General features: G+C 56.9%; 23 protein-coding genes. 9 read left to right on the top strand and 14 right to left on the bottom strand.

The window, feature by feature from the left end; all coding sequences use genetic code 11:
- Position 1: 1 nt before the first annotated feature.
- Positions 2-427 carry a hypothetical protein gene (locus VQ067_RS33070; protein WP_058199484.1) on the bottom strand — a complete coding sequence of 142 codons (426 nt, stop codon included), beginning with the start codon at positions 425-427 and terminating at the stop codon, positions 2-4.
- A gap of 195 nt (positions 428-622) precedes the next feature.
- Between VQ067_RS33070 and VQ067_RS33065 the strand changes: the two genes are divergently transcribed.
- The 3 genes from VQ067_RS33065 (at position 623) to VQ067_RS33055 (ending at position 2,951) form a co-directional block, all read left to right on the top strand.
- Positions 623-1,006: a hypothetical protein gene (locus tag VQ067_RS33065; RefSeq protein ID WP_010794474.1), complete on the top strand. Its 384-nt coding sequence runs from the start codon at positions 623-625 to the stop codon at positions 1,004-1,006.
- 98 nt (positions 1,007-1,104) lie between these two features.
- Entirely contained in the window at positions 1,105-2,160 is a 1,056-nt protein-coding gene (locus VQ067_RS33060) for a site-specific integrase (RefSeq protein WP_052150492.1), read from the top strand.
- A 287-nt stretch (positions 2,161-2,447) separates the two neighbouring features.
- Complete coding sequence (locus tag VQ067_RS33055) at positions 2,448-2,951, top strand: hypothetical protein (RefSeq protein WP_070091420.1); 504 nt, start codon at positions 2,448-2,450, stop codon at positions 2,949-2,951.
- A gap of 234 nt (positions 2,952-3,185) precedes the next feature.
- Here VQ067_RS33055 and VQ067_RS33050 read toward each other — a convergent pair whose 3' ends face one another.
- From VQ067_RS33050 to VQ067_RS33015, 8 genes are all read right to left on the bottom strand, one after another.
- The gene (locus tag VQ067_RS33050) at positions 3,186-3,689 is read right to left on the bottom strand and encodes a hypothetical protein (protein ID WP_021263295.1); all 504 of its coding nucleotides are present in this window, start codon (positions 3,687-3,689) and stop codon (positions 3,186-3,188) included.
- 32 nt (positions 3,690-3,721) lie between these two features.
- Positions 3,722-4,018 (bottom strand): hypothetical protein, encoded by a 297-nt coding sequence (locus tag VQ067_RS33045; protein ID WP_021018614.1) that lies wholly within the window; start codon positions 4,016-4,018, stop codon positions 3,722-3,724.
- A 25-nt stretch (positions 4,019-4,043) separates the two neighbouring features.
- Positions 4,044-4,889: an alpha/beta fold hydrolase gene (locus tag VQ067_RS33040; RefSeq protein ID WP_021263294.1), complete on the bottom strand. Its 846-nt coding sequence runs from the start codon at positions 4,887-4,889 to the stop codon at positions 4,044-4,046.
- A gap of 78 nt (positions 4,890-4,967) precedes the next feature.
- On the bottom strand, positions 4,968-7,556 hold the full coding sequence (locus tag VQ067_RS33035; protein WP_034000467.1) for an autotransporter family protein: 2,589 nt from the start codon (positions 7,554-7,556) through the stop codon (positions 4,968-4,970).
- Between the two features lie 303 nt (positions 7,557-7,859).
- Positions 7,860-8,822: an SdiA-regulated domain-containing protein gene (locus VQ067_RS33030; RefSeq protein WP_010794530.1), complete on the bottom strand. Its 963-nt coding sequence runs from the start codon at positions 8,820-8,822 to the stop codon at positions 7,860-7,862.
- A 45-nt stretch (positions 8,823-8,867) separates the two neighbouring features.
- Positions 8,868-9,227, bottom strand: a complete 360-nt coding sequence (locus VQ067_RS33025; RefSeq protein ID WP_003090764.1) for a TraR/DksA family transcriptional regulator — start codon at positions 9,225-9,227, stop codon at positions 8,868-8,870.
- The gene (locus VQ067_RS33020; RefSeq protein ID WP_026014172.1) at positions 9,227-10,066 is read right to left on the bottom strand and encodes a universal stress protein; all 840 of its coding nucleotides are present in this window, start codon (positions 10,064-10,066) and stop codon (positions 9,227-9,229) included. Before VQ067_RS33020 ends, VQ067_RS33025 begins: the two co-directional genes overlap by 1 nt.
- A 108-nt stretch (positions 10,067-10,174) precedes the next feature.
- Entirely contained in the window at positions 10,175-11,008 is an 834-nt protein-coding gene (locus VQ067_RS33015) for an APH(6)-I family aminoglycoside O-phosphotransferase (protein ID WP_277836376.1), read from the bottom strand.
- Positions 11,009-11,176: 168 nt separating this feature from the next.
- Between VQ067_RS33015 and VQ067_RS33010 the strand changes: the two genes are divergently transcribed.
- From VQ067_RS33010 to VQ067_RS32995, 4 genes are read left to right on the top strand one after another with little or no spacing between them, the layout of a single operon-like run.
- Complete coding sequence (locus VQ067_RS33010; RefSeq protein ID WP_164713983.1) at positions 11,177-12,373, top strand: tyrosine-type recombinase/integrase; 1,197 nt, start codon at positions 11,177-11,179, stop codon at positions 12,371-12,373.
- Complete coding sequence (locus VQ067_RS33005) at positions 12,370-13,824, top strand: tyrosine-type recombinase/integrase (RefSeq protein ID WP_103518203.1); 1,455 nt, start codon at positions 12,370-12,372, stop codon at positions 13,822-13,824. The genes VQ067_RS33010 and VQ067_RS33005 overlap by 4 nt, the downstream gene beginning before the upstream one ends.
- A 5-nt stretch (positions 13,825-13,829) precedes the next feature.
- On the top strand, positions 13,830-15,959 hold the full coding sequence (locus VQ067_RS33000) for a hypothetical protein (protein ID WP_103518202.1): 2,130 nt from the start codon (positions 13,830-13,832) through the stop codon (positions 15,957-15,959).
- The gene (locus VQ067_RS32995) at positions 15,960-16,373 is read left to right on the top strand and encodes a hypothetical protein (RefSeq protein ID WP_103518201.1); all 414 of its coding nucleotides are present in this window, start codon (positions 15,960-15,962) and stop codon (positions 16,371-16,373) included. It begins immediately after the preceding gene.
- A gap of 270 nt (positions 16,374-16,643) precedes the next feature.
- On the opposite strand, the gene aph(3'')-Ib is transcribed toward VQ067_RS32995, so the two are convergent.
- Positions 16,644-17,447 (bottom strand): aminoglycoside O-phosphotransferase APH(3'')-Ib, encoded by an 804-nt coding sequence (gene aph(3'')-Ib, locus VQ067_RS32990; RefSeq protein WP_010794532.1) that lies wholly within the window; start codon positions 17,445-17,447, stop codon positions 16,644-16,646.
- A gap of 65 nt (positions 17,448-17,512) precedes the next feature.
- Complete coding sequence (locus VQ067_RS32985) at positions 17,513-18,040, bottom strand: recombinase family protein (RefSeq protein WP_237043905.1); 528 nt, start codon at positions 18,038-18,040, stop codon at positions 17,513-17,515.
- 48 nt (positions 18,041-18,088) lie between these two features.
- Between VQ067_RS32985 and VQ067_RS32980 the strand changes: the two genes are divergently transcribed.
- Positions 18,089-18,853 carry an IS6-like element IS6100 family transposase gene (locus VQ067_RS32980; RefSeq protein ID WP_001389365.1) on the top strand — a complete coding sequence of 255 codons (765 nt, stop codon included), beginning with the start codon at positions 18,089-18,091 and terminating at the stop codon, positions 18,851-18,853.
- Positions 18,854-19,409: 556 nt separating this feature from the next.
- Positions 19,410-20,897 carry a SulP family inorganic anion transporter gene (locus tag VQ067_RS32970; protein ID WP_340081051.1) on the top strand — a complete coding sequence of 496 codons (1,488 nt, stop codon included), beginning with the start codon at positions 19,410-19,412 and terminating at the stop codon, positions 20,895-20,897.
- A 62-nt stretch (positions 20,898-20,959) separates the two neighbouring features.
- On the opposite strand, the gene VQ067_RS32965 is transcribed toward VQ067_RS32970, so the two are convergent.
- The 3 genes from VQ067_RS32965 to VQ067_RS32950 form a co-directional block, all read right to left on the bottom strand.
- Complete coding sequence (locus VQ067_RS32965; protein ID WP_010794533.1) at positions 20,960-23,845, bottom strand: Tn3 family transposase; 2,886 nt, start codon at positions 23,843-23,845, stop codon at positions 20,960-20,962.
- Positions 23,846-24,079: 234 nt separating this feature from the next.
- Positions 24,080-24,844, bottom strand: a complete 765-nt coding sequence (locus tag VQ067_RS32960; RefSeq protein ID WP_001389365.1) for an IS6-like element IS6100 family transposase — start codon at positions 24,842-24,844, stop codon at positions 24,080-24,082.
- Positions 24,845-25,350: 506 nt separating this feature from the next.
- Complete coding sequence (locus VQ067_RS32950) at positions 25,351-25,851, bottom strand: GNAT family N-acetyltransferase (protein WP_000376623.1); 501 nt, start codon at positions 25,849-25,851, stop codon at positions 25,351-25,353.
- Positions 25,852-25,881 lie beyond the last annotated feature (30 nt).

The following is a 25,881-nucleotide window of genomic DNA, read 5'->3' as shown; positions in this document are numbered from 1 at the left end:
TTCAGGGCTTCTCCGGAATCACAAAGTCACCATTCGGCCGGCGAAGCGCCACACGATCCCCATCGCGCAGGACGCTCCACTTCTCCTCCTTCAGGCACCCGCCTGCAGCTACGTCGGGAAACTTCACGTGCACCTCGGTCGCTGTCGGCGAAACCTCAACACATCTGTTGCTGCCCTCATCGGGATTGGGCCCGAACAACTTGGCCATAACGCCGTCCTGCGGTGGGCAAGTGTCTTCCCCGGTGATCGGTGTGGCCTTGCCGCCGATCATGACCTTGTAACCCGGAACGAACACCAGGCTGATCGGCTTCTGCAGGTCGGGGTATTGGGCAATAAACGCCTGGCTGACATTGGTTGCCATTTCAGTTAGGGGATCACAGCCGGCTACCGATGTAAGTACGAGTGACAAAACGATGGCACGTTTCATAGGCGAACTCAGTATTGGTGGTACTGGTGATGATAACGGCCGAGGTGAAGATTTCTCGGGATAATGACGGCCTGGGTGATTTGCTACAGGAGTACGAGGACTGATGTTGGGATTCTTCCAGGTTTGGCTTCTGGCACGGTGAGGGGGGCGGAGAATGGTCGTCACCGTTCAACAACACCTCAGAAGGAGCTCCAAATGACCGACTTCACCTCCGGCTTCAACACTACCAACCTCAAGGTTCTTCGTGGCTTGATCAACAGCGCACTGGCCAACCTCCATCCCGAAATCAACATTGAGGCTGGAAAAATCACCTACGACCCGCAGGGGACCTGCACGATCAAGGTCGAGGCCACGGTCAAGGGCGCAAAGTCCAAGGCCCAAACTGAACTCGAACAAGCAGCCAACCTCTACGGGTACGACGTGTCCCAAACTAAACCGCATACCAGCCTGGGCCCCTGCAAGCTGGTGGGTTTCAACTCCCGGGCCAGAAAGTCGCCATGGATCGTTGAATGTCCGAAGGGGCGCTATAAGCTCGAAGACGATGTAGTTGAGCGGATGTGGGGCCAGAGCAAACAATAATCACATTCGTCACGCGAGGGCGCTGCCAGGGCCACTGGCAGCGTTCAAATCACGCAGGTCTGCGTTAGGATGCTTAGACCCTTCCAGCGACCTTGACTATGAGTAAGCGACCCGACAGCGACAATGCCGACATCAAGATGATGGCCATGGACTTCGAGTTGAAGTCAGCCCTCATCGATAGCGCCGCAGGTAGCCCGAACACCGACAAGGCCTACCGACAGGCTCGTGAGCATTTCAAAAGCAATGGGGGGCTGCTCCCTGCCACCGAGGAGATGGTGGATCGCTACGTGCGTACTTTCGCTGGAGAGCTCTCTGTTAACACCCTGCAGTTGCGAGTTGCAGCCATCGCAAAGTGGCACCAAGAGTTCGGCTTTCCTGACCCAACCAAGGGTAAGGTGAAGCGGACCATGAAGGGCATCCGGGCGTTGTTCAACAAAGCGCCCAAGAAGGCCCTCCCCATCGCGATCGAGAATCTGCGCAAGATGATCGATTACCTGGACACCGCTGAGCGCGCCGCAATTTCTGCCGGCGACTTCGCCAAGCAGCTGGCCGCTTCACGCAATCGGGCGCTGGTGCTTATCGGCTTCTGGCGTGCCTTCCGAAGCGACGAATTGAGTCGGATCGAGGCACACAACATCACGGTGATTCCCGACCGCGATATGCGGATTTTCCTCAGAAAGACCAAGCATGACCGTGATGCACTTGGCCAGGAATTCATCGTGCCGGCCCTAATCGAGCTTTGCCCCGTCAGGGCATACACGCATTGGCTCGAAGACTCTGGTATCCACTATGGGCCCGTCTTCCGACCGATCACTCGCTGGGGGCGGATGGCGGATGAGGGGCTGTCAAGTTCCGCTATCGGTCCCATCTTGCGGCGAGTTGCTGAAGCCGCCGGCGTAGAGCAGCGCTACACCAGCCACTCCTTCCGACATGGCTTTGCCAATTGGGCGATCGACGAGGGCTGGGACCTCATCAGCATGATGAGGTACGTTGGCTGGAAGAGTGTGCAGAATGCTCAAGGGTACGTTCAGCCCAAGTTCAATTTTGGCAAGCTCGCCATCGGTCAGCCGGCCTCGCTCAGCGCGCCGCGCTGGGAGCCTGGCCATGGTGAGGTCTTCCCGGGCATCGTGGAGCGCCTGGAAGATGATGAGTAAAGTCGTGACATCCTGCCTTGCCACGCTTCACCCAAGTTCTAAATAGCCTCAAGGATCTTCGGCCTCTGCAACCTTCACACGCCATTCCGGATCGGCATTCCTCAACGTGCTTTCCAATAGTTCGGTTCCGATGACCACGATACAGCCGTGGTGAACGAGGTCCGCCATTTCGGGTTGCGAGGACCTGGGGCCACGGTATCGTTGCGTCGATTGCCCGCTGGATAGACTCCTGGGGTGCCGGCCATCAGGTTGGTGGGGCGCGATGAGATACGAGAGAGGAATACACGATGGAAACCCATCTAGATCAGGCGGAAGAAGGCCGTTCGATGTATGAAATCGGCCCTGCCGCGACTACAGGAGGTCGCGTTCGACGAACAAGGCGGGGGACGCCCGGACGTCGAAGAAAGCAGGATCGCGAAACGTTCGACTTTGACGGTTGCAGTGGGTTGTCCGTATTTGGCGTTACGACGGCGCTGACCATGCGAACTGGACCCGCGCTGCATTACATTTCAGATGTTCTGGAAAGCCTCTCTGATGAGGCTGAGGTCTGCTCCCATGTGGTGGACTCACTGCGCAAAATCCCCGACTTGGTTCCTTATTTGACAGAGATTCGGCGGCGCTGCCTTCTTAGAAATGAGCATACCCACACGTTGCTGCTAAGAGCGACCTTCCTACCCCATTCGATCCGGGTGCGGGTTAGGGCAAGTACGGAGCTGGCGGCGAAACAAGCTGCGCATATCGCGCTAGTTTCAAAGGTTTGTAGGGACACGCTTGAGCAGTATCGGGAGTGATCGTTTTTGCCGCGGTCGCCCGCGGCGTCCCCTGGGAGAGTGAATCAGACGCTGGCCAATCCAGAATTTACCAGCGAAGACCAACTACGGTTCCAGAGTCAACGTGCCATCCGGAGCTTATACCGCCTTACACTTGTTGGAGCGTAAGTTGGATAAGGGGGCAGCCGACATCGCTCAGCGATCCCAAGATCTACGGCGGACCGTGTCGAATTGTCCGCCTCATTGTTGAGCATCTCAGGAGTTGTCTGCCTTTCGGTTCTCAACCTTGGGTACAACCCGGACTTTACAGCTCATCGTCGAAGTCGCTGATTCGAATTTGCAAGCCTCAACAAAGGTTAGTTTGTCCTTGTTGACTTGAGGTAGAACGTAAAAGCCAGAAGACTCGGGCTCAGCATCGAAGAACACTTGTTGGACGGGATTGAAGACGCCAGGTAGTGACTGCACGTACCACCAGGCGGCTAGCACGACGCCTGCGAGAGTCGCTAGATCCTGCAGGAATTTGAATCGCACGAGCAGGCTCAGCGCCACCAGCAATAGACCACCGGCCGTCACGAGATAGCTCAGTGATACGGCCGGGCCGTATAGGGCCAGCAAGGTGAAGCCAGCGACCATAGCGAATGCTGCTGCGGATGCGACCTTCTTCAACCAGTACGATTTCCAACGGCGCTCGAGTACGTCGAGCCAATCGGTCAACCGTCCCCACTGGACGGCGATTTGATCCTTCACTTTCTTCAACATCAGTAGGAATGTCCTTTCTGATAACGATGGAGTTATGGGAATCGAATGAGATCCGGCGGCAGGGTGACGTTGAAATGTTGTGTCAACCCGCCACAGAATCGCTCCCATTCTTCGGGCCCGGCCGGCTCATGAGTGCAGTCCAGGCATTGGCCCTCCCCCGCCATCTGCTCTGCGATCGTCCGATGAAGGTCAATGCCGGCATGCTTGGAAAAGCGACCAACGCTGTTGCCGTCCGAACAGTTGACCCAGACGGTACCGCCGTCATGGCTGACGAGAACCTCGTAGATCAGTTCGCTGCCTTCTGGCTGGATGATGATCTGCTGTTGCATGACCGCGTCCTTCAAAGAAATGGGGCTATTCAGCCATGGATGATCGGGGGCTGCCGCTCATGTCGCAGTTGAAAGGCAGATCCCTTACAGCACGCCATGCGTCGGCGTAGCCGCGGTCGTGAGACGCACCTGGCACCACGATGGAGGACAGGCATTTTGCCTGGACCTGCAGGCTATACGCTCGTACGACTTCAGCAGGCACCACCTCGTCGTTCTGACCGATCAAGTGCCTCTGGGGGATGCCGGCGAGGCGAGCCGAGTATTCCAGTGGCGACAGCGATCCGAGCAGAGGAGTGATGTTCTTGAGCTTCGTCCAGGTCACAGGATCGACATTCCCTGCGATGGTTTGAACTTGTCCAACGTCATCACGCTCGCCGGCGAGGATCAAAGCTATGGCAGCGCCGCCGGAATATCCCACCAGTTCGAAGGACTCAGTCCGGTACCGGGATTTCAGGTTGTTCAAGGCGGAGTTCATGGCATCAACAGACGCCCGCCCAAAGCGTTCGGCCGTCCAGAGCGCTGGTTTGCATGCACCAGTGACGACGAACTGGCAAGGCCGGGCCAAGTACGCTGCTGGCGCGGGATCGTCAGCAGCGAATTGAGCCATCAGAGACGTGTGAGGTGTTGGATCTGTGCTCGGTTGTGTTCGGGTGGCCCAGGCATGGCCATCGCCCTCGATATACACCCGAAGTGTGCGGTACCTGGTACCGGCGGGCACTAAGGCCTGGATATTGTAGGTGGGTGAAGGCAAAACCTCAGGGTGCAGACTGGACCCGCTCGAGATTTCCTTGAGGTTGACGTTGCTGGCGCAGCCTGAGATGGCTAGGAGCGCGCCGGCGGCGAGGATAATGCGGTTAAGGGCGCTGTACATCGGCTTTCCTCGGTCACATGGACAATGGCCCGCACGAGGCGGGCCATTGTGATTTGCTTTTCGACTTCCTGGCTTCGCTTAGAAGTCGTAGCGAGCTTTCAGCGAGAAGGTATCGGCGTTGAAGTCGGCTTTGCGCAGGTAGTTGTACGAGGCACCGAAGGTCATCGCGCCAACGCTGTACTCCGCGCCTACGCCAGCCTCGTAGCTGTTGCGAGTCGGCTTGGCGGCGTTGCTGACGAAGGCGTTGCCACCCAAGACGAATGCGCTGGTGGTGTCAGCCTGGTCGGCGGCGAAGTCGTGGTAGGTCATCAGGGTTACTTCCGGCTTCAGAGTGCCGTTGCCGACGTTGAAGTCCTTGGCGAAGCGCACACCTGCGCCCAGCTCGGCAACTTCGATGCGCTGGCCATCTACCGACAGTGCCGCGGAGGAGCCCTTCTCGGTGTAGCCGTCGATCTTCAGGTTGCTGTAGCGCAGGGCTGCACGAGGTTCGACGATGTAACCGTCACCCACGTTGAAGCCGTAGCCGCCCAGGACGTTCAGGCCGAACAGGTCGGAGTCGTAGTCGCCCTTCGCGGTGGTGCCTGCGATGTGACGCTTGGATTCGTTGTCGTTCTTGCCGAAGGTCAGGCTGGCGTCGACGAAGACCGGACCTTGTTTCCAGCTGCCGTAGGCGATCAGAGCCTGGCTCTTCACATCGGTGCTGTTGCCATCGTCGGAGTCGACATCGCTGATGGCGTAGCTGTAGGCCAGACCCAGGGTAGTCTGCTCGTTCAGCTTGCCGTCGGCGCCGATGATGATGCCATCGGTATCGGCGCTGAAGCCCTCGATCTGATTGCGACGGTCCTGGTCGGCGTCGCTATGCAGGGCCTTGATCCACACACCAGTTTCCTGAAGAACATCGCCGGAGGACATGCCAGACGAGGAGCCCAGACGGGAGTTGATGGCGTTGGAAACCAGCGATTGGGTACCCATCGCAGCTTGGGTAGCGCCGCCGTTCACCTGGGGTGCCAGTTGCTCGGCCAGCTTGGCGAGCTCAGCTTCCGAAGCGTTGGCGAAGGCCTGGAAGACCTGGTCGTCGCTGCTCATGTTGCCCATGACCGAGTCCACGAAAGGAGTGATGGCGTTCAGCGCGTTACGGCTGGAGCCCTGGCCTTTCAGGATGTCCTGAGCGGCGTCACCGGTTTTGCCGGTAACTACGGCGGTGACCAGCTGCTCGCCGATTTCGTAGGACTTGACCTGCAGCAGAGCGGAGCTGCTCTTTACTTCGAGCCCGGAGTTCTGAATATCGTCCGCAGATACCAGGGTGTACGCAGTGCCCTGGCGGGTCCCGGTGAAGTCCCCCGGGTTGGCGGTGACATTCAGCTTGCTGCCGGCAGCGAAACTGGCGGTGCCGTCGACGCTGACCACCGGAGTGTTTACGTTGGTGCTGTCGCTCAGGCGGACCTGCAGAGCTGCGCCGGAGGCGATGCTCAGGTTGCCGGTCAGGTCGGTGTGCAGATTCGACAGGTTCAGTTGGCCGCCCTTGATCTGAACGTCATCGGCTTCGATTTCGCCACCGATGAAGTTGGCGTTGCCATTGACCTGCATGGAGTCCAGGCCTTCGATGTCGCCGGCGATGGTACCGCCGTTGAAGCGAAGGATGGTCTGCATGTTGCCATCGATGGACTTCTCGCCACCCTGAATCAGGCCGCCGTTCTGGGTGATGATGAAGTGGTCGGTACCGCTGCCATTGCCCGGCCGATTGCCGATCTGGATGGCGATGCCGTCGGCAACGATGTTGCCGCTGTTCACGATGCCGTTGTTGCCCAGATCGGAGTTGGGGCCGGTAGAGTCCATCACCAGGATGCCGCGGGAGTCGGCACCGCGAGCGATGATGAGGCCGGTATTGACGATGGCGTTGTAGTTGGTGTCGTCGACGGTAATGCCAATTGCATTGGCGCCGTTGGCAGTGATGCCGCCGCTGTTCAGGATGTCATGACCGAACTGCACATCGTCCAGCTCGATGCCTATGGAATTGTCGCCGGACACCGAGATGTTGCCCTTGTTTTCAACATCGGCGCCGATTTTGGTCTGGTTGTTCACGTCAGCGCCGTTGGAGAAGGCGGTGATGCCCTTCGCGCTTTCACCAGTCGCAACGATGTTGCCGCTATTGATGACATCGCCCGCCAGCTTGGTGTTGCCGATCTCGATGCCACGGGCTTTGTCGGTTTCTACGCCGTCCGGATCATCCAGTACGTCGATATTGCCGTTGTTGATCAGGCTGTTGGCACGGACGCCGTCCATCACGATACCGACCGCGCCGGCGCCGGTCAGATCGATGTTGCCGTTGTTGATGATGTCGCCAGTGATTTCGGTTCGAGTGGCGTTCTGGTCGTCGCTGATGTCCAGATCCAGCCCGTCGACAGCCGAGCCACGCGCGGTGATGTTAGCGTTGTTGACCAGGTTGCCGTTGATCTTCACGCCTTCAAAGCCAACCCCATCCTCGCCTTCGATGCGCTGAGCATTGCCAGTCAGGGTGACGTTGCCGTGTTCGCTGAGCGACAGGGCTACTTCGGTATCACCGCTGACGTCCTGGGTCAGGTCGGTTACGCCCGAGACAGCGTATACGTGAGTGCTTGCTGCGATCGATGCCGCCAGCAGAGTCTTGCGCAGGGTGCTCTTGTTCACAGGTACTTCATTCCTTGTCTGATGGTTTTCAGCCTCCTTGCACCTGACGAAGTCTCAACTTCGGGCATCGTAGCAGTGGAGGTGAATGGCCAGCATAACGAGGCAAGCAGTGGATTCAAGCCAAGACGTGCTTTTTTGGCGCCATTTTGCCAGCATTTTCATTTCTCATATTCGGGAACGAATCTGGCGTTATGGTCAAGAAAAATCAGTGGGTTATCAAAGGGGAGCCCGCAGAATTCGGAAAAAATCGTACGCTAACAGTTCAAGCGTCCCGGCCACGCCTGACTGTAGCTTGTTGACTGGTCAATCTGTCTCGCGGGTAAAGCGATAGAACAAGTTCGGCTCGCTGACCACGTACAAATACCCTTCATCGTCGATGGTTACGCCTTCGGCTTGGGGTATACCTTTCAGCAAACCAGCAAACCCCCTCGCCAAGGAGCGGAAACTCACCACCTTGCCCTCGTCGGTCATTTCAATCAGCAGTTTCGACTCGTCGCTGAGCAGGATCAGATGGCCGCTCTGTTGATCGAATACAACCGAAGACAAGTCAGTGGCAAACACCTTGTCTTTTACTAGGTTGGACATGTCGCGGACGTGCAGGGAAACGCCTCCTTCCAGGCTGGCACGAAGGCCGCTCACTTCCAGTAATTGCCGGGGGTCACGCTCCTTGGTCACAAACAAACGATCACCTTTTAGGTCGTAGGCGAGCCCTTCAAGGCCTTTGTTGTCCTCCTTGCCAAGCGCCAAGGTTAGCGCTGAATACTGGTCTAGGCTCAATGGTCGATCAGGAGAAAGCTTACCGTATTCGTCGATGGGGATATCCACGATAACCAGGCTCTGCCGCCGCTCTTCGGCAATGACCAGTTGACCGTTGCCGGCATAGGACACCGCTTCCACGTCGTGGAAGCCATCCAGGCTGTAACGTCGCTCCACGTCACCGTCACGACTGAGGGCCAGCAGCTCGTTCGGGCCATTGGTAACCGCCCACAGCAGATTTAGGTCAGGATCGAAGGTCAGGCCCGAAAGGTTGTTGTCCACACCGGGAACCGCCTTAGCATCCAGCTCAACCCGATAGCCAGGCAGCCACACAGAGCGCTCCTGCCAATCGTCTGTGTGCCAGTGGGTCTTGATCCAAAAGTACAGACGATCATCAAGGTGATGAGTACGTACTTGGAATACGGTGAGCAACACAAGGCATACAAGCGCCCACATCCAAACACTTACTTTCCGTGTTCGGCCCAGCCAGTTTTTAGCCATCAAATACATTAGAAGCCTCGTTAAATCAGACTGACGCCACGAGCCGTGATGGTTTCAACCCGACTCGGCGCGGCTGGCACAGGTGATACACAACGGCGTGGCCGGATCGAACTCCAGACGGCCCGAGGCGATCAACTCGCCGCATTGGTTACACCAGCCATAGTCGCCCTCGTGCCAGCGCTTGAGGGCCAGTTGGAGACGGACACGTTCATGCCGTGCACGACTGCGGATCGCATCGTTCATCGCTTGTTGCTGGAGTGCGTCCATTCTCGATAGACGCCCCACCTTGCTTTGATCCAGCTCTACCGATTGCGAGCGAGACTCAGCGTCTCCCAGCAATCGATCCAGCTCGGCAGCCCGCTGTTCCAGTAGGGTCTTGAAATGGGCAAGATCGAGGGCGTCGTCCAGGCTCATTAGCGCAGCAGTAACAGCGGACTGGTGGTGGTACGGAGCATGCTGGTAGTGGTGCTGCCGACCAGGAACTGCCGGATACGTGAGTGTCCATAAGCCCCCATCACTAGCAGATCGATGCCATGCTCTTTCTGATAGGCGTGCAGGGTACGTTCTATTTCACCGCTCCGAGTCTCAGCGCGAACGGTAAATCCGGCGTTGATCAGCACTTTCTGCGCCCAGTCCAGCTGCGCGGACGCTTCGTCGTTCACGGGCCCAACCATGACCAGATGGATCGGCAGCCCCTTCAGCAGCGGGCTGGCTGCCAGCATCTCCACACCCTTGCGGGTTGTAGCGCCGCCATCGAATGCCAGCATCGCGCTCTTGGGCTTTTGGAAGTTGGCCGGGGTGACCAGGATTGGCCGGTGCATGATACGAATAACGCTTTCCAGCTGGCTTCCGACATGCTGACTCAGACCGCCACTAGACTCGCCCTGGCGACCGATAACCAGCAAGCGCGTTTCACTTTGCAGCTCTTGCAAGCTCTCCAGTAAATCGCCATGTCGCTGCTTGGACTCCGGTGCGCGCACACCATCATTCACGGCCCGTTCTTTCGCGGCTGCAAGCATGATTCGCCCTTGTTCAAGGGCCAACTTGCCGCGCTGTTCATCCAGGGAAGCAAGCTCATCAAGCAGGTGCTCGCGGCTGCCAAGGCCAATGTTGCCACTCAAATCTGCTGCAACCGGATACTGGCGCTGATCCAGCACATGCAGGAAGGTCAGCGGCGCTTCCAGGCTCAGACTGGCCCAGGCCGCGTAGTCGCAAACAGCTGGAGCCGAGGTGGAACCGTCGATACAGGCAATTAGGGGTCGTTTGCGGGAGAGGGCGAAATCCTACGCTAAGGCTTTGGCCAACGATATTCTCCGGTAAGATTGATGTGTTCCGAGGGGATAGGAGAAGTCGCTTGATATCTAGTATGACGTCTGTCGCACCTGCTTGATCGCGGCCGCGATAGCTAGATCGCGTTGCTCCTCTTCTCCATCCGCGTTCCAAGCTGCGGAAAGGCACCCATAAGCGTACGCCTGGTCGAGCAGGCGACGCGGATCGACGTCCAGCGCACGAGAGAATGCGTCCGCCATCTGTGCAATGCGTCTGGGATCGAGACAAAGGTCGTCTCTGTCAGCCGGATCGTAGAACATATTGGCGGCGCCAAAGCCCACTTCACCGACCAGACCGACGGGATCTATCACCAGCCAGCCGCGACTGGAGAACATGATGTTTTCATGATGCAGATCGCCATGTAGCCCACGCAGTTCCGAGGCATTGCTCATCATTTGATCGGCTATAATCGCCGCGTGGACGTAGTCAGTTTGACAACCTGCGTTTTGATCATCGCGCGCCCGCTGAAACAAAGCTGCAAAGCGATCCCGGATCGGGAGAAGGGCAGAAGGCAGGGGTTCCTCAGATGCGGCATACAGCTTCGCCATTAGTTCCGCTGCAATTTCGGTCGCCTGGTAGTCGCCGTGCTCGGCAACGATGTGAGAGAGCATTCGCTCCCCGGCATATTCGAGCAACATCAGATTGTTCTCACGACCGAGCAACCGGACTGCTCCCCTCCCATTGCGCCATACCAGATAGTCGGCCCCGCGCAGTTCATCAGCAATGTCTTCTATAGGTTTCAATCCCTTGACGATTGCAGGAGTCCCGTCTGGCAATGAAACTTTCCAAACGAGGCTGGAAAAGGTGTCCGCAATGAGAACAGGTTGCGAAACGTGCCAATAGCGTTCATAAGATTTAGAACGTATACATTGTAGGTAATAAGACCCTCCAACCCCTTGTACCCTAAGGGGAAGGAGGGTTTACTTGTTGTATACCCAACCCTATACTCGCCGGCCAAAGTAGCTCACAGGCCGGAAGCGTATACATTGATCAGTTTCTCCATCAGATCCTTCACGGCCTCAGACGACCTGCCCATGGTGGTGCTGGTCGACCAAGAAGGCTCCCCCCTCTTCCTCCCCAACGTCTACGCCACGCTTCGCTACCGAGATGTAGGCTTCGCGGCAACCACTACTGAAAAAGTGCTTCGCTCGGTGGGGATGGCCTACCTGTGGGCGGCTTCCAGAAAAATCGATCTAGATCAGGCTCTTCGCTCAGAATCGTTTCTGTCCATTGAACAGTGCGAAGACCTGGCCTTTTTCCTCCGACTTGATCGTGCCGCCCAAGATCAGGCGGTGCAGGATTCGCTGGATCCCCCAGTTCGTAAGATCGTGCGACTGGAGCAGGTGCGCCGCATGCAGAGTCCAGCCGTGTCGATGACCATGATCTCTGCAGCAGAGGGTGGCTACCGTATTCGGGCAGTAGCGAAGTTCCTGGAGTTCAATCACGAGCGTATTAGACCGAAGACGTCGGCCAAGCTCGACAAAGAACTCACCAAGGCTCGAGAAAAGGCCATAGCGTGCCTGCGAGCCCTAGAGCCTAGGGCAGCCACCTCCGATGACGGAGACGCTCCAGAAGGGCTTGGAGAGGACGTAATGGCGGTTTTGGACGCAGCTTTCGAGCCCGGTGCTGAAAACAATCCATTCACGTCGGAATTCCACCAGTACCGGAACCACTTGATCTACAGGTTCTTTGTAGAAACGTCTATTCGCCGAAGTGAACTCAGGTTCATCCGGGTAGAAGATGTCAATCATGCAACACGCAGAGTAATGGTTAGGGTATCCAAAACTATTGCAAGGACGCTTCCAATCTCAGAGCAGACAGCCGACGAGTTCCATGAATTCGTGATGAAACGCTGGGCGAAGATTCCGCTATCTGCAAGGAAGCATGGATATCTCTTCACCACCGTGAAAGGAGATCACCTTTCCAATGAGGCAATCAACCTTCTGTTCAGAGAAATTCGCCGCAAAGCTGATCTGCCAAACAGTGTTGCTCCGCATGCACTTCGCCGCACTTGGAATGATCGCCTGAGTCGAAGTATTGATGCGCTCCCACCAGAAAGTCGGATGTCCCCTGAAAAAGAAAAACAGGTGCGCAATCGACTGAATGGTTGGTCGAAGAAATCAAACATGACCGAGCGGTATGCGCGGCGGCACATCAGAGAAAAAGCAGACCATCTGGCCGAAAAGCTTGCCAACAAACTGCGTGAAAAGAAAGAAGAAGATCCGCAATGAAATTTAAAGCTAGCCCCTTCAACCAACTGGGTGCAAACTCAGAGAGCAGAGTTGACAAAGTCATTTTGCTTGACGGTCGTATGATGGAAATCCAAATTGGAGCCCACATCCCTAGCGTTGATCGCGACGGAAACTCAAGGGCGCTCCGCCTAGATGGATTAACACCAGGCAATCCTTTGCACGAAAGCATGTACAAATGCATCAAATCCACGCTTTCAACCCACAGCCTCGCCTACAACCAAACGATATCTATCGCGGTTAAGAGATGGCTAGATTTGCCTGGAATGCAACAAAAAACCGAAATAGATATCCCTGAATTAAACCAGCTCAATGAAATTTCGGCCAACTACAGGCCTTTTGTCATCCCGCTTCTTCGCCGGATCTCAGCCCTTGAAATGGCTGGATTATCCGAGAGCACAATCGATTTCCTGAAGCACCCACATCGATGGGAGGAGAACGGTAAAGGAGCTTACTACAGCCTGATCACTAACGATCCGGAGAAAGGCGCCCTAACAGAACAGGAAATACATAACATCCACGCCAAGCTGCATGGCGCCTATGCGGCGGGCGTGATTTCACTAGCCGACTATACTCTTTGCTGGTTCTTCATAGGCACTGGCACGAGACCATCACAAGCCTACAGAATGAAGAAAAAGGATGTGGTAGTTCACAGCAAGGAAGGGATGGAAGTAACTCTCCGGATCCCGCTGGTGAAGGGTGAGCTTACCGTCTCCACTGAGTATTGGACACGAAGAGCACCCACTGTCCTAGCAGAATGCCTTATCAAATACTTGGATCAGCAATCGTATCAACATGAGACGGATGGTGACGACCCTCTGTTTGATGATGAATCTGCACAATACCTTGGTTTCAGAATGAGTTCCATTATCCGTAGGCTGGACACATTCTCAGAACGCCTTGGTGCTAAGATTCCAATCAACCCTTACCGCTTTCGGTACACTCTTGCCACCAGGGCTTTAGCGCAGGGTGCTTCTGACTATGAAGTTGCTCGGTTACTTACACACCGGAGCACCTCCTGCATTCAGTTTTACCGGGCGTCCATGCCAGAGCTTCAGAAGCCGATTCGTGATGCCCTGGGTAAAGAAATGGGGTACTTCGCCAAAGCGTTCCAGGGCAAGGCCATTACCGGGCTACATGAAGCAACCAGAGCAGGCGACCCTGACGCCGTAATTACTGACTTCTTGAGGCTTATGGGTAAGCCTGTGGGAGCATGCGGAACCCGTGCGGAGTGCTACCAGAATGCCCCAGTGGCCTGCCTTGCTGGCTGCTCTCACTTCGAGCCGTTGCTGGACGCCCCCTGGGAGAGCCTGATGGAGTCACTCATTGCTGATCAAGACCTGGAAACAGAACTTAGGATCCGCCAGATCAACCACAATGCAATGTCCGCCATCCAGCAAATCATTGCACTGCGCGACAACTCGGAAAAATAAAACCAATGGGCGAGATAATACACTTTGTCGGCAAAGAACAACTAAGCGCCAAGCAAAACTTGGAGCAATATATTTCTCATGCCAAGACAAATTTCCCATTCACCGACGTTGACTGGACTAGCAATAGCTGGGACATTACTTCATTTAACATTGGCAGAAGCCAGGGCAAGATCAAGAAAGTCGCTCATTTCAAGTCACTTCGCGATGAGTCCGGCAGCAAGTCGGCAGTCCAAGTCCCATTTGAGGGGGACTTCTTGAATTTCGCAAAGGCCGCTTTTAGCGAGACCATGCGCCGCTTAAAGCTCTCTGAATTCAAGCGACACCTCTACGCATTACAGGCAATCGAGCAAGCATTGCTTAACTCCAGATTGAAGCCCTGCATCACCAACGTTACGCCAATTGTATTGGATAATGCTGCGGATCTTTTGAAGGGGCGATTCAAAGATCCATGGCATACATCAAGGGTACTTGAACGACTTGTAACTGAAATTATCAATCCAGCACGACTGACTCCAAACCACCTTGAATGGAGTAGTCCGATTGCATACTCCCCTCCAGTGAGGAACGACCGGATATCGCCGAAGCAAACTGAAAAAGTTGCTGCACGACTGCCATCTCTGGAATCCATTCTGGCTCTTGCGGACATTCACCACACAAGCAAACATGTGCCTGACAGAGTTATTACTTCGTTTGTAACCTTGGCCATGTACGCTCCAAGCAGGTCAAGTGAGATCCTAAGCCTGCCAGTAAACTGCCTTCGTAATGTTGATTCTGAGGAAGGCACCGTTCTGGGTATTGCATGGGCCCCTGCGAAGGGTGCGCAGCCGATGACCAAATTTGCAGCTTCGGATGAGTTTGAGGTGGTAATTCAGAAGACGGTGGATTATCTCGTCGAGCTTGGCGCCACGGCCAGAACAGCTGCTGCCTGGTATGCAAATAACCCTACCAAAATCTACTTACCACCGGGTACTGAGCACTTACGAAACCTGCCGATAACTTTGCATGAAGCCTCTAAGATTCTTGGAAAAGCGACTGCAATCGTGAACTCTCACGCTTTTCGGGGTTATGGGCTGATTGCCACTGGCGAAAGCACAAATGATAAAGGCCGCATGGCAAATGGAGCACACACCAACCAAGCACCACTATTCGAATTCGACTCACTAGAAAAATACGTATTAGGGAAGTTACCTTCAATCTTCCCGATACTGGATGGACATACCGGTATTAAATGGCATGAAGCGCTTTTTATATTCCCAATGAATACCCTCAGGCCGGACGGTGAGTCGTTACTTTATCTTCCCGCGCCTATCACCACGAATCAGATCAACAATCAGCTCGGCGCTAACCCAAAAGGGGTAACGATCTTCAGCAGGAACGGCAAAGCTAATCAGGACGGAAGCTCAATTGCCATCACAACACATAACTTCCGCCACCTGTTGAATACGCTGGCTCAAAGCAAGCATCTGAGCGAAGCCCTTATCGCATTTTGGTCTGGACGTAAGAACGTCTCCCAAAATGAATGGTATGACCATATCCCCCAGGAAGCCTTCATTGAGGCCTACCTGAAGATGGGCGTTCAAACCAGGGCACTCAACGTTCACGGTCATCTGGATAAGAAAGTGACCTCAATCTCAGTCGCTCACGGTCTATCCCGTGAAGAAGCCCTTCGCATGGAGCTAGGCGCGACTCATCGCACGCGGTACGGGATCTGTCGTCACGACCACGCGCTCACCCCATGCCCCAAGGACAAGGACTGTGTCAGCTGCTCCGAGCACACCTTTGTGAAGGGCGACAAGCGTCACAAGGACGAAGCTGAGTTTCAGTTCAAGCTCCATGAAAAAGCCGTCTCAGACGCTCAGGGCGCTGTAGAACGAGGGGAGCCAGGGGCATCAAGATGGCTAAGGCTCCATGTACCGAAGTTCAATGCATGGCGTCAGGTGCTTGATCTGATGAATGACCCAAGCATCACAGACGGCACCTTGGTCACACTGCCTCCGCCGGAGAATGCTCAATCCAAGGCAGGCTTAGCTGAAGCTGTGCGGATCATCGGCGGCGTAACGCAATCAATCGAGAACAAAAGCACTCAGGCCGTGGACGAGGATGAGTCGCTGCTACTGGAAATGGGGTTCTTCTAAGTGGGCGCACCAAAGCTAACCGACAGTGGCATTGAGAAGGCTGTAAGGCTCCTTGATGGCTGGGCCGGAAAACTGACCTGGGATCGCTATCTGGCGATGCTGGAGGTTGAGATCGGCCACAAGTACACCAAGGCTGCGATGCTGAGGCACCCTCGCATCAAAGCCGCTTGGGATCATGCCAAGGAGCACGCCAGGGAGGAAGGCGCCGTTGGCGGCCCTCGTAGCGCTGTAGAGACTGAGAAGGCTCTCGAGCGAGTGCACCTCTTGGAACGCCGTGTAGAGCGGCTTACACGCGAGAACAACAGCCTGCTGGAGCAGTTTGTCCGCTGGAGTCACAACGCTGTGCGCAGCGGTCTGACCATAGAAGACCTAGATCGTCCCTTGCCCTATGCTAAACCCAAGGAGATCCGCTAGATCAAAAATTGATCGATGAGTGGGCCTGCGCAGGGCCTTACCCGTGCGATGATGACTCAGAAATATCAAATTTTTGGAGTCGTCATCTCGTCTTTTTAGCGTATACTTCCGCCACTCAAAAGCGAGCTAAGCCCCGCATAAGTATACGTTTTTGGCAAAGACCAACCTTAAATCTGGCAAAACCCCCTATGTGTAGGGCTCGGGATCGAAGTATACGCCCCAACCTATACATATTTTGCCAGTGAGCAGGAAAAACAGGCGGCATGAACATCAACCCCAAGTCAGAGGGTCCAATCGCAGATAGAAGGCAAGGCGTTCGCGGTCGGGGGCTTCGATCCCCAATACATTGAATAGGACAGCGAAGGCGCGCTCTGCTTCATCTGGCGCTGCCCAGTTCTCTTCGGCGTTAGCAATCATGAGTGCCAAATCGGCATAGCGATCTGCTGTTCCGAGCCGCCCAAGGTCGATCAGACCCGTGCATTGAAGAGTTTTAGGGTCCACCATGAAGTTCGGCATGCAGGGATCACCATGGCAAACAACCATATCGGTGCGCTCTTGGTCGAGCCGCACCGGTAGCTCTCGTTCGACACGAGCCAAAAGATCGAGCTGCGGCGTACTCTTGTCCTCGTCCGGTAAGAAGTCGGGATTGACGGCATTGCGGGACACCACATCAACGGCGCGTCCGAACATTCGCGACAGCCTGCGCTCAAACGGACATTGATCAACCAATAGGCTGTGAACAGCGCCAAGTTGCTGCCCCATTGACGGCCACGCTTTGAGCAAATCCGCTCCAGACAGATCAGCCGCCGGTACTCCCGGAATTGCCGTTATCACCAAGCATGCACCCTCCTGTTCCTCCTGCCAGTTGATCACCTCGGGGCAAGCCACACCTCGACCTTTGAGCCAAATGAGGCGGTCACGCTCTCCAGCGAGCTCACCGCGGCGGGAAGCAGGTGCGATTTTCGCGAAGGCATGCCCGTCACCACGTCGAAAAACAAAATCACCAGATTCTCCGCCTCTGACAGGCAACCAGTCAGAATGCGATTCACCAAAAAAAATATTAGTTCGATTCAATGGAGGTTCCTTCAGTTTTCTGATGAAGCGCGGAGGTGGCTCAACCTGCGAAAAGAAACGAGTTGCTACGTAAGTCCGAGAACATGCTTTCCATGGTCTCTGAGCTCGCCTTTGGGACCGACATATCGGTAGAGAGTGACGCGCTCGATGCCGAGTTCCTTGCAGAGATCGGAAACTGAAGTATCGCGCTGGGCCATGGCGGCTTGCGCGAGACGCACCTGAGCTTTGGTGAGCGCGAATTTTCGTCCGCCCTTGCGACCGCGCGCTCTCGCGGAGGCGAGACCCGCCATGGTGCGCTCTCGGATCAGATCCCGCTCGAACTCGGCTAAGGTGGCGAAGATTCCGAACACCATGCGACCGGACGCAGTCGTGGTGTCGATCTGAGCGCCCTTTCCAGTCAGAACCCGCAGGCCGATCTTGCGGTCTGACAGCTCCTTCACCGTGTTGACCAGATGGGCAAGCGATCGTCCGAGGCGATCGAGCTTCCAGACCACCAGCACATCGCCGTCACGCAATGACTTGAGGCAGGCAGTCAAGCCAGGGCGATCATCACGACCGCCGGAAGCAAGATCATCATAGAGGCTCTGTTGCAAAAATCGTGAAGCTTGAGCATGCTTGGCGGAGATTGGACGGACGGAACGATGACGGATTTCAAGTGGCGCCATTTCCAGGGTGATGTGATCCTGTGGGCGGTGCGCTGGTATTGTCGCTATCCGATCAGCTATCGCGACCTTGAGGAAATGCTGGCGGAACGCGGCATTTCGGTCGACCATACGACGATCTATCGCTGGGTCCAGTGCTACGCCCCGGAGATGGAGAAGCGGCTGCGCTGGTTCTGGCGGCGTGGCTTTGATCCGAGCTGGCGCCTGGATGAAACCTACGTCAAGGTGCGGGGCAAGTGGACCTACCTGTACCGGGCAGTCGACAAGCGGGGCGACACGATCGATTTCTACCTGTCGCCGACCCGCAGCGCCAAGGCAGCGAAGCGGTTCCTGGGCAAGGCCCTGCGAGGCCTGAAGCACTGGGAAAAGCCTGCCACGCTCAATACCGACAAAGCGCCGAGCTATGGTGCAGCGATCACCGAATTGAAGCGCGAAGGAAAGCTGGACCGGGAGACGGCCCACCGGCAGGTGAAGTATCTCAATAACGTGATCGAGGCCGATCACGGAAAGCTCAAGATACTGATCAAGCCGGTGCGCGGTTTCAAATCGATCCCCACGGCCTATGCCACGATCAAGGGATTCGAAGTCATGCGAGCCCTGCGCAAAGGACAGGCTCGCCCCTGGTGCCTGCAGCCCGGCATCAGGGGCGAGGTGCGCCTTGTGGAGAGAGCTTTTGGCATTGGGCCCTCGGCGCTGACGGAGGCCATGGGCATGCTCAACCACCATTTCGCAGCAGCCGCCTGATCGGCGCAGAGCGACAGCCTACCTCTGACTGCCGCCAATCTTTGCAACAGAGCCTCCGTCGCCATGCTCACCTCGCTTTGGTGCACACGAGTATTGAGCATAGTCGAGATTGGTGCAGATCACTTCTGATATTGAACTGTCAGGAGCTGGCTGCACAACAGCCATTACGCCCAATCAACTGGTGCAGTCGTCTTCTGAAAATGACACAGTTAGGGTATAGCTCAGGCTGACATCCAAACAGGACGCCCTAGTCCGGGGGTGACTCGCAGAAATTGCCCTCTTCCTGTAGACTGTTGCGGCCATTGAGTTACTAAAGACACTCGATAAGACCTCATGCTTACCCTGCAAAACATGATCTGGCTGCCTACGCCGCCATAGCGCTTCGCCCCCCCGCATCATCTGTGACTGCTTGCTCTGCCAGCGGTCGCTTTCTGCTGTGCTTTAGGTTTTAACACCCGCCACAGCTCCTCTACATCCGACATTTGACCTCGTATCGACCAGCTGCACTTGGCCTGCGCCATGCTGTGCTGCGCGATCCATTGCCTTGGGAATTCTGATGCTCCACTCGTTAAAACAAACCTGGTTATCCAACATCCGTGGCGACATCCTCGCCGGTCTTGTGGTCGCACTGGCCCTAATCCCTGAAGCCATCGCCTTCTCGATCATTGCTGGCGTTGACCCTAAGGTCGGCCTTTACGCCTCTTTCTGTATCGCTGTGGTGATCGCCTTTGTCGGTGGCCGCCCAGGCATGATTTCGGCCGCAACGGGTGCCATGGCACTGCTGATGGTGACTCTGGTCAAGAACCATGGTCTTGAATATCTGCTGGCCGCCACGCTGCTATGTGGCGTGCTACAAATTGCTGCTGGCTACCTGAAGCTCGGATCGCTGATGTGCTTCGTCTCGCGCTCGGTGGTGACCGGTTTTGTCAATGCACTGGCGATCCTGATTTTCATGGCTCAGCTGCCCGAGCTGACTAATGTCACCTGGCACGTCTACGCCATGACAGCCGCAGGCCTCGGCATCATCTATCTGTTCCCCTATGTCCCCAAGATCGGCAAGCTCATCCCATCGCCGCTGGTGTGCATCATCGTGCTGACCGCCGTCGCCATGTCGGTTGGTCTGGATATCCGCACGGTCGGTGATATGGGTGAACTGCCGGATACGCTACCGATCTTCCTCTGGCCTGATGTGCCGCTGACATTCGAGACGCTGGCCATCATCTTTCCTTATTCGGCAGCACTGGCTGTGGTCGGTCTGTTGGAGTCGATGATGACCGCGACCATTGTCGACGACCTGACCGACACCCCGAGTGACAAGAACCGCGAGTGCAAGGGCCAGGGCGTGGCCAACATTGCTTCGGGTCTGATCGGCGGTATGGCTGGCTGCGCGATGATTGGTCAGTCGATCATTAACGTGAAATCCGGCGGTCGTTCTCGCCTGTCGTCTCTTGCCGCAGGCGTATTTCTGCTGCTGATGGTGGTTTTCCTCGGCGACTGGCTGAAGCAGATCCCAATGGCTGCGCTGGTGGCAGTGATGATCATGGTGTCCATCGGCACCTTCAGTTGGGATTCGCTGCGCAACCTGAAGAAGCATCCGTTGTCGACCAACATTGTCATGGTCGTCACCGTGGTGGTCGTGGTGGCCACCCACAACCTGGCCTTCGGCGTGTTAGCCGGCGTGCTACTGGCTGCGATGTTCTTCGCCAACAAGGTTGGCCATTACATGGCGATCAGTTCTTCGCTGGACGAAGCCGGCGAGCATCGTAGCTATAACGTCACCGGTCAGGTGTTCTTCAGCTCGGCTGACAAGTTCGTCGCAGCCTTCGACTTCAAGGAAGCCCTGAACAAGGTAACCATCGACCTGAATCGTGCACACTTCTGGGATATCACCGCTGTTGCAGCCCTGGACAAGGTAGTCATTAAGTTCCGCCGTGAAGGTACTGAAGTCGAAGTGCTGGGCTTAAACGAGGCCAGCGCCACTATCGTGGATCGCTTTGGTGTTCACGATAAACCTGACGCCATTGATCAACTCATGGGCCACTGAGAAGGAGAACAACAATGACCCACGTAATTGGGGTCGTTTGCGGGAGGGGGCGGAATCCTACGCTAAGGCTTTGGCCAGCGATATTCTCCGGTGAGATTGATGTGTTCCCATCCGAGCGGCGAAACATGGGCCAAGAGATCGGGCGATAGCAGCTTTCCATCGCGTTTCTGGTTTGCAACGACCTCGCCGAGCTTCATGGTGTTCCAGAAGATGATGATGGCGGCGAGCAGATTCATGCCGGCGATGCGGTAATGCTGGCCTTCGGCGGAACGGTCGCGGATTTCACCGCGGCGGTGGAAGCTGATTGCCCGCTTCAGCGCATGATGAGCTTCGCCTTTGTTGAGCCCGATCTGGGCACGCCGTTGGAGTTCGGCATCCAGAATCCAGTCGATCATGAACAGGGTGCGCTCGACGCGACCGACTTCCCGCAGGGCTGTCGCGAGCTCGTTCTGCCGCGGATAGGAGGCGAGTTTCCGCAGAATCTGGCTTGGCGCGACGGTCCCGGCAGCAATGGTGGCGGCGATGCGCAGGATGTCGGGCCAATTGCGCTCGATCATGGCTTGGTTGACCTTTCCGCCGATCAACGCTCGCAGGTGCGCCGGGGCGGCCGACGGATTGAACGCGTAGAGCCGTTTGGATGGCAGGTCGCGGATGCGCGGAGCGAACCGGTAGCCGAGAATGGCACATGCGGCAAAGACGTGATCGGTGAAGCCGCCCGTGTCGGTGAACTGCTCGCGGATATGGCGTCCAGCATCGTTCATCAGCAGGCCATCGAGGATGTAAGCCGCTTCGCTTGCCGTTGCAGGAATCACCTGGGTTGCGAACGGCGCATATTGGTCGGAGACGTGGCTATAGGCTTTCAGGCCCGGGGTATTGCCATATTTCGCGTTGACCAGGTTCATGGCCTCACCTTGCTCTGTAGCGACGAAGAACTGTCCGTCGCTCGAAGCCGACGTGCCCATGCCCCAGAACCGGGCCATGGGTAACGCTGCCTGTGCCTCGACCACCATGGCCAGCGCCCGGTCATAGGCTTCGCCCTCGACATGCCACCGTCCAATGCGGATCAATTCCCAGAAGGTGTGGGTGTTTGTCGCATCCGCCATTTTGCGCAAGCCGAGGTTGATCCCTTCCGCCAAGATAACGTTCATTAGCCCGATCCGGTCAGCGCAGGGTGCTCCTGTGCGCAGATGGGTGAACGCTTCGGTGAAGCCGGTCGCCGCATCCACCTCCAGCAGGAGATCGGTGATGCGCGTGGGCGGGATCTGCTTGTAGAGATCGAGCACCAGATCTTCGGCGCCTGTCGGCGCGGCGGCTTCGAGTTTCTCGATATGCAGAACGCCGTTCTCAATCGACCCGCCCGGGATCGTGCCTGCGCGAGCGGCACGGCCAAGCTCGCGCAACCGCATGTCGAGGCGAGCTTGCCGGTCTGCCAGCCATTCCTCCGGCCGCAATGGCACAGCGAGACGACCGCCTTCCGCGATGGCTTGTGCCGGAACGAGTGCGTGTTTCAGATCGCCATAGCGCCGGGACCTAGTAAGCCAGACATCTCCGGAGCGGAACGCATCGCGCAGATGGAACAGCACCGCGATCTCCCATAGGCGAGCGTCGCCAGCCCTCTGGGCCCGAAGGTGGCGATGCCATTTCGAGCTGGGCCGCAAGAAGCTGGTCATCGCGGCATCGTTCAAACCGGTACGAAGGACCGTCACCGCTTCCAGAAGCGGCAGTGCAACGGGCGCAGCTCGCAGATCGAGCAGGCGCAACATGCGTGGAGTGAATCGGCGGAAGCGGTGATAACCGTCGAGCACATGATTGAGCGGATCGTCGGCCATGGTGGCGGTCAGCCTGATTGCCATTGCAACAAGGGTTTTTAAGCCGTCCCACCCTGACCCACTCGCGATGACATCGCCCAGCGGCTGGCCATCATCCTGTGCATCGACCAGGGCGCCCCCGATCTCGGCGAAGGATTTCAGGGTGTCACGCACCACCCCCGCTTCGTCTGCGACCTTTGCATGGCAAATACGCTCCGAAGCACGGTAGAGACGGCCGACGATCCGGTCGTGGGTTTCGACCACTGCGTCGGCCAACATCGCCTGCCATTCCGAGACGCAAACAGCCAAGATCGCAAGCCGCCTGTCCTCCGGGAGATCGCGCATGCCGTCGGCATAATACCGTTCACCCTGCCTGCGCAGACGAGTCACCCGATGGGCAGGAACGCCGGCAAGCAGATCCTCGGGGAGATCGACGCGTTGCAGATATTCGAGCCGGTCGAGCAGCCGGTTGGCCGACGAAGAGTTCGAGCCAGGCTCGAACTGGCGCAGCCACACAAAACGGGTCACCCGATCATCAGCCGTCTCCTCGAGCAATGCCAGCAACTGTTCTCGGATCGGCATAGGCAGCCGACTGGCGATCCTCGTCTCGATGCGTCGCTCGGCATCGACGAGAGCCGCGGCACAAAGCCGCTCGATCGTGGATGTCGCGGGAAGGACAGTGCGGGTGCGTCGGCACTCGGCTACGAAGCGACGGGCGATATCCTCGTTCGACACCGCCATCTCGGCTTCTCGGAACAACCATTCCTTCAGCTCCCTCGCACCACGTCCGGAGAAGGTGCGGAAGCCGTAGAGCCCCCGTAACTCGGCAAGATGCTCGTGCCGTGTTTCCTCGCGGGCAGCATAGTCTACGAGATCGTCGGCACCCAGGCCAAGCTGCGCTCCGATAAATTCGATGACCTCTGCAGGGATCAGTTCGCCTGGAGCCAGCACCCGGCCGGGATAGCGCAGGACACACAATTGCAGGGCGAAGCCGAACCTGTTGTGAGCGCGCCGACGCAGCCTGATATGCCCAAGGTCTTCATCACTCAGCGTATAGTGCTTGAGCAAATCCGTCTGTGAAGTCGGCAAGCGCAACAGCGCGTCTTTCTGCCGATCGGTTAGAGTGACGCGACGCGGCATACATGTTCCTTTTTCAAAATCTGATAGCGTTCAAGACGCTTTATTTATGAAGCTGGTTGAGATACATTTCCAGAGGTCAATGCAATCGTGGCCGAAGCGCCGCCTCAAACCAACGTTTGTGATACATGCTGATCGGATATGCCCGCGTCTCCAAAGCCGATGGCTCGCAGTCTCTCGACCGGCTCTGTTGCAAAGATTGGCGGCAGTCAGAGGTAGGCTGTCGCTCTGCGCCGATCAGGCGGCTGCTGCGAAATGGTGGTTGAGCATGCCCATGGCCTCCGTCAGCGCCGAGGGCCCAATGCCAAAAGCTCTCTCCACAAGGCGCACCTCGCCCCTGATGCCGGGCTGCAGGCACCAGGGGCGAGCCTGTCCTTTGCGCAGGGCTCGCATGACTTCGAATCCCTTGATCGTGGCATAGGCCGTGGGGATCGATTTGAAACCGCGCACCGGCTTGATCAGTATCTTGAGCTTTCCGTGATCGGCCTCGATCACGTTATTGAGATACTTCACCTGCCGGTGGGCCGTCTCCCGGTCCAGCTTTCCTTCGCGCTTCAATTCGGTGATCGCTGCACCATAGCTCGGCGCTTTGTCGGTATTGAGCGTGGCAGGCTTTTCCCAGTGCTTCAGGCCTCGCAGGGCCTTGCCCAGGAACCGCTTCGCTGCCTTGGCGCTGCGGGTCGGCGACAGGTAGAAATCGATCGTGTCGCCCCGCTTGTCGACTGCCCGGTACAGGTAGGTCCACTTGCCCCGCACCTTGACGTAGGTTTCATCCAGGCGCCAGCTCGGATCAAAGCCACGCCGCCAGAACCAGCGCAGCCGCTTCTCCATCTCCGGGGCGTAGCACTGGACCCAGCGATAGATCGTCGTATGGTCGACCGAAATGCCGCGTTCCGCCAGCATTTCCTCAAGGTCGCGATAGCTGATCGGATAGCGACAATACCAGCGCACCGCCCACAGGATCACATCACCCTGGAAATGGCGCCACTTGAAATCCGTCATCGTTCCGTCCGTCCAATCTCCGCCAAGCATGCTCAAGCTTCACGATTTTTGCAACAGAGCCCACACGAGTATTGAGCATAGTCGAGATTGGTGCAGATCACTTCTGATATTGAACTGTCAGGAGCTGGCTGCACAACAGCCATTACGCCCAATCAACTGGTGCAGTCGTCTTCTGAAAATGACATTTGGTATCTCTCATAAACGGATGTTTTTGAGAGAACTATCTTCGGCCTTCACACGCACGAAAGGCGGCGAAGCTCCGCCGTTAATCCGTCCGCCGGAGATCTCGCCCAGGCAGGCTGAAGGCCGAGCAAGCCTGACAGGCCCGAAAAGCCCGGCACGGGCGTCGGCGGCGATGACGGCGGCGGCATTATCCAGGGTTGATGATGGAAGTGGAGGATATCGACAACCTCTCGCGCAACCAAGACATCGCGGTCGGACTGCAAGTGATCTTGAAGCCACGGGCCCGTCCCACCCCGACATGGACCTCGATGCCCGAACGGACGTTAGATTTCGAGTTCTAGGCGTTCTGCGATGAAGGTTGGATCCCAGCCGGGATTGAAAGTGTCGACGTGGGTGAATCCGAGCCGCTCGTATAGGCCACGCAGGTTCGGGTGGCAGTCGAGCCGCAGCTTGGCGCACCCCTGCGTTCGCGCGGCATGGCGGCAAGCCTCGATCAGCGCGGAGCTGACACCCCGGCCCGCATGTGTCCGTCGCACCGCGAGCTTGTGCAGATATGCGGCCTCCCCCTTGAGGGCGTCGGGCCAGAACTCGGGATCCTCGGCCGACAAGGTGCAACAGCCGACGATGCCGTCGCTGCAACTCGCGACTAGGAGCTCGGATCTCAGGACGAAGGTCTCCGCGAATGTCCGGTCGATCCGCGCGACGTCCCAGGCGGGCGTTCCCTTGGCGGACATCCACGCCGCAGCGTCGTGCATCAGCCGCACAACCTCGTCGATATCACCCGAGCAGGCGACCCGAACGTTCGGAGGCTCCTCGCTGTCCATTCGCTCCCCTGGCGCGGTATGAACCGCCGC

The organism is Pseudomonas sp. KBN12P06040 (assembly GCF_037574965.1).
GTDB classification, from domain to species: Bacteria; Pseudomonadota; Gammaproteobacteria; order Pseudomonadales; family Pseudomonadaceae; genus Pseudomonas; species Pseudomonas aeruginosa.
This window is presented reverse-complemented; position numbering and strand designations above follow the sequence as displayed.

What these genes read in the sequence shown, in the direction of transcription:
- VQ067_RS33025 (WP_003090764.1), bottom strand. Translation starts at nt 9,227, where the DNA reads ATGAGCCTGGACGACGCCCTCGATCTTGCCCATTTCAAGACCCTACTG.
- VQ067_RS32970 (WP_340081051.1), top strand. Translation starts at nt 19,410, where the DNA reads ATGCTCCACTCGTTAAAACAAACCTGGTTATCCAACATCCGTGGCGAC.
- VQ067_RS33065 (WP_010794474.1), top strand. Translation starts at nt 623, where the DNA reads ATGACCGACTTCACCTCCGGCTTCAACACTACCAACCTCAAGGTTCTT.
- VQ067_RS33010 (WP_164713983.1), top strand. Translation starts at nt 11,177, where the DNA reads ATGGTGGTGCTGGTCGACCAAGAAGGCTCCCCCCTCTTCCTCCCCAAC.
- VQ067_RS32950 (WP_000376623.1), bottom strand. Translation starts at nt 25,851, where the DNA reads ATGGACAGCGAGGAGCCTCCGAACGTTCGGGTCGCCTGCTCGGGTGAT.
- VQ067_RS33070 (WP_058199484.1), bottom strand. Translation starts at nt 427, where the DNA reads ATGAAACGTGCCATCGTTTTGTCACTCGTACTTACATCGGTAGCCGGC.
- VQ067_RS33005 (WP_103518203.1), top strand. Translation starts at nt 12,370, where the DNA reads ATGAAATTTAAAGCTAGCCCCTTCAACCAACTGGGTGCAAACTCAGAG.
- VQ067_RS32960 (WP_001389365.1), bottom strand. Translation starts at nt 24,844, where the DNA reads ATGACGGATTTCAAGTGGCGCCATTTCCAGGGTGATGTGATCCTGTGG.
- VQ067_RS33055 (WP_070091420.1), top strand. Translation starts at nt 2,448, where the DNA reads ATGGAAACCCATCTAGATCAGGCGGAAGAAGGCCGTTCGATGTATGAA.
- VQ067_RS33030 (WP_010794530.1), bottom strand. Translation starts at nt 8,822, where the DNA reads ATGTATTTGATGGCTAAAAACTGGCTGGGCCGAACACGGAAAGTAAGT.
- VQ067_RS33040 (WP_021263294.1), bottom strand. Translation starts at nt 4,889, where the DNA reads ATGTACAGCGCCCTTAACCGCATTATCCTCGCCGCCGGCGCGCTCCTA.
- VQ067_RS33045 (WP_021018614.1), bottom strand. Translation starts at nt 4,018, where the DNA reads ATGCAACAGCAGATCATCATCCAGCCAGAAGGCAGCGAACTGATCTAC.
- VQ067_RS33060 (WP_052150492.1), top strand. Translation starts at nt 1,105, where the DNA reads ATGAGTAAGCGACCCGACAGCGACAATGCCGACATCAAGATGATGGCC.
- VQ067_RS33050 (WP_021263295.1), bottom strand. Translation starts at nt 3,689, where the DNA reads ATGTTGAAGAAAGTGAAGGATCAAATCGCCGTCCAGTGGGGACGGTTG.
- VQ067_RS32965 (WP_010794533.1), bottom strand. Translation starts at nt 23,845, where the DNA reads ATGCCGCGTCGCGTCACTCTAACCGATCGGCAGAAAGACGCGCTGTTG.
- VQ067_RS33000 (WP_103518202.1), top strand. Translation starts at nt 13,830, where the DNA reads ATGGGCGAGATAATACACTTTGTCGGCAAAGAACAACTAAGCGCCAAG.
- VQ067_RS32980 (WP_001389365.1), top strand. Translation starts at nt 18,089, where the DNA reads ATGACGGATTTCAAGTGGCGCCATTTCCAGGGTGATGTGATCCTGTGG.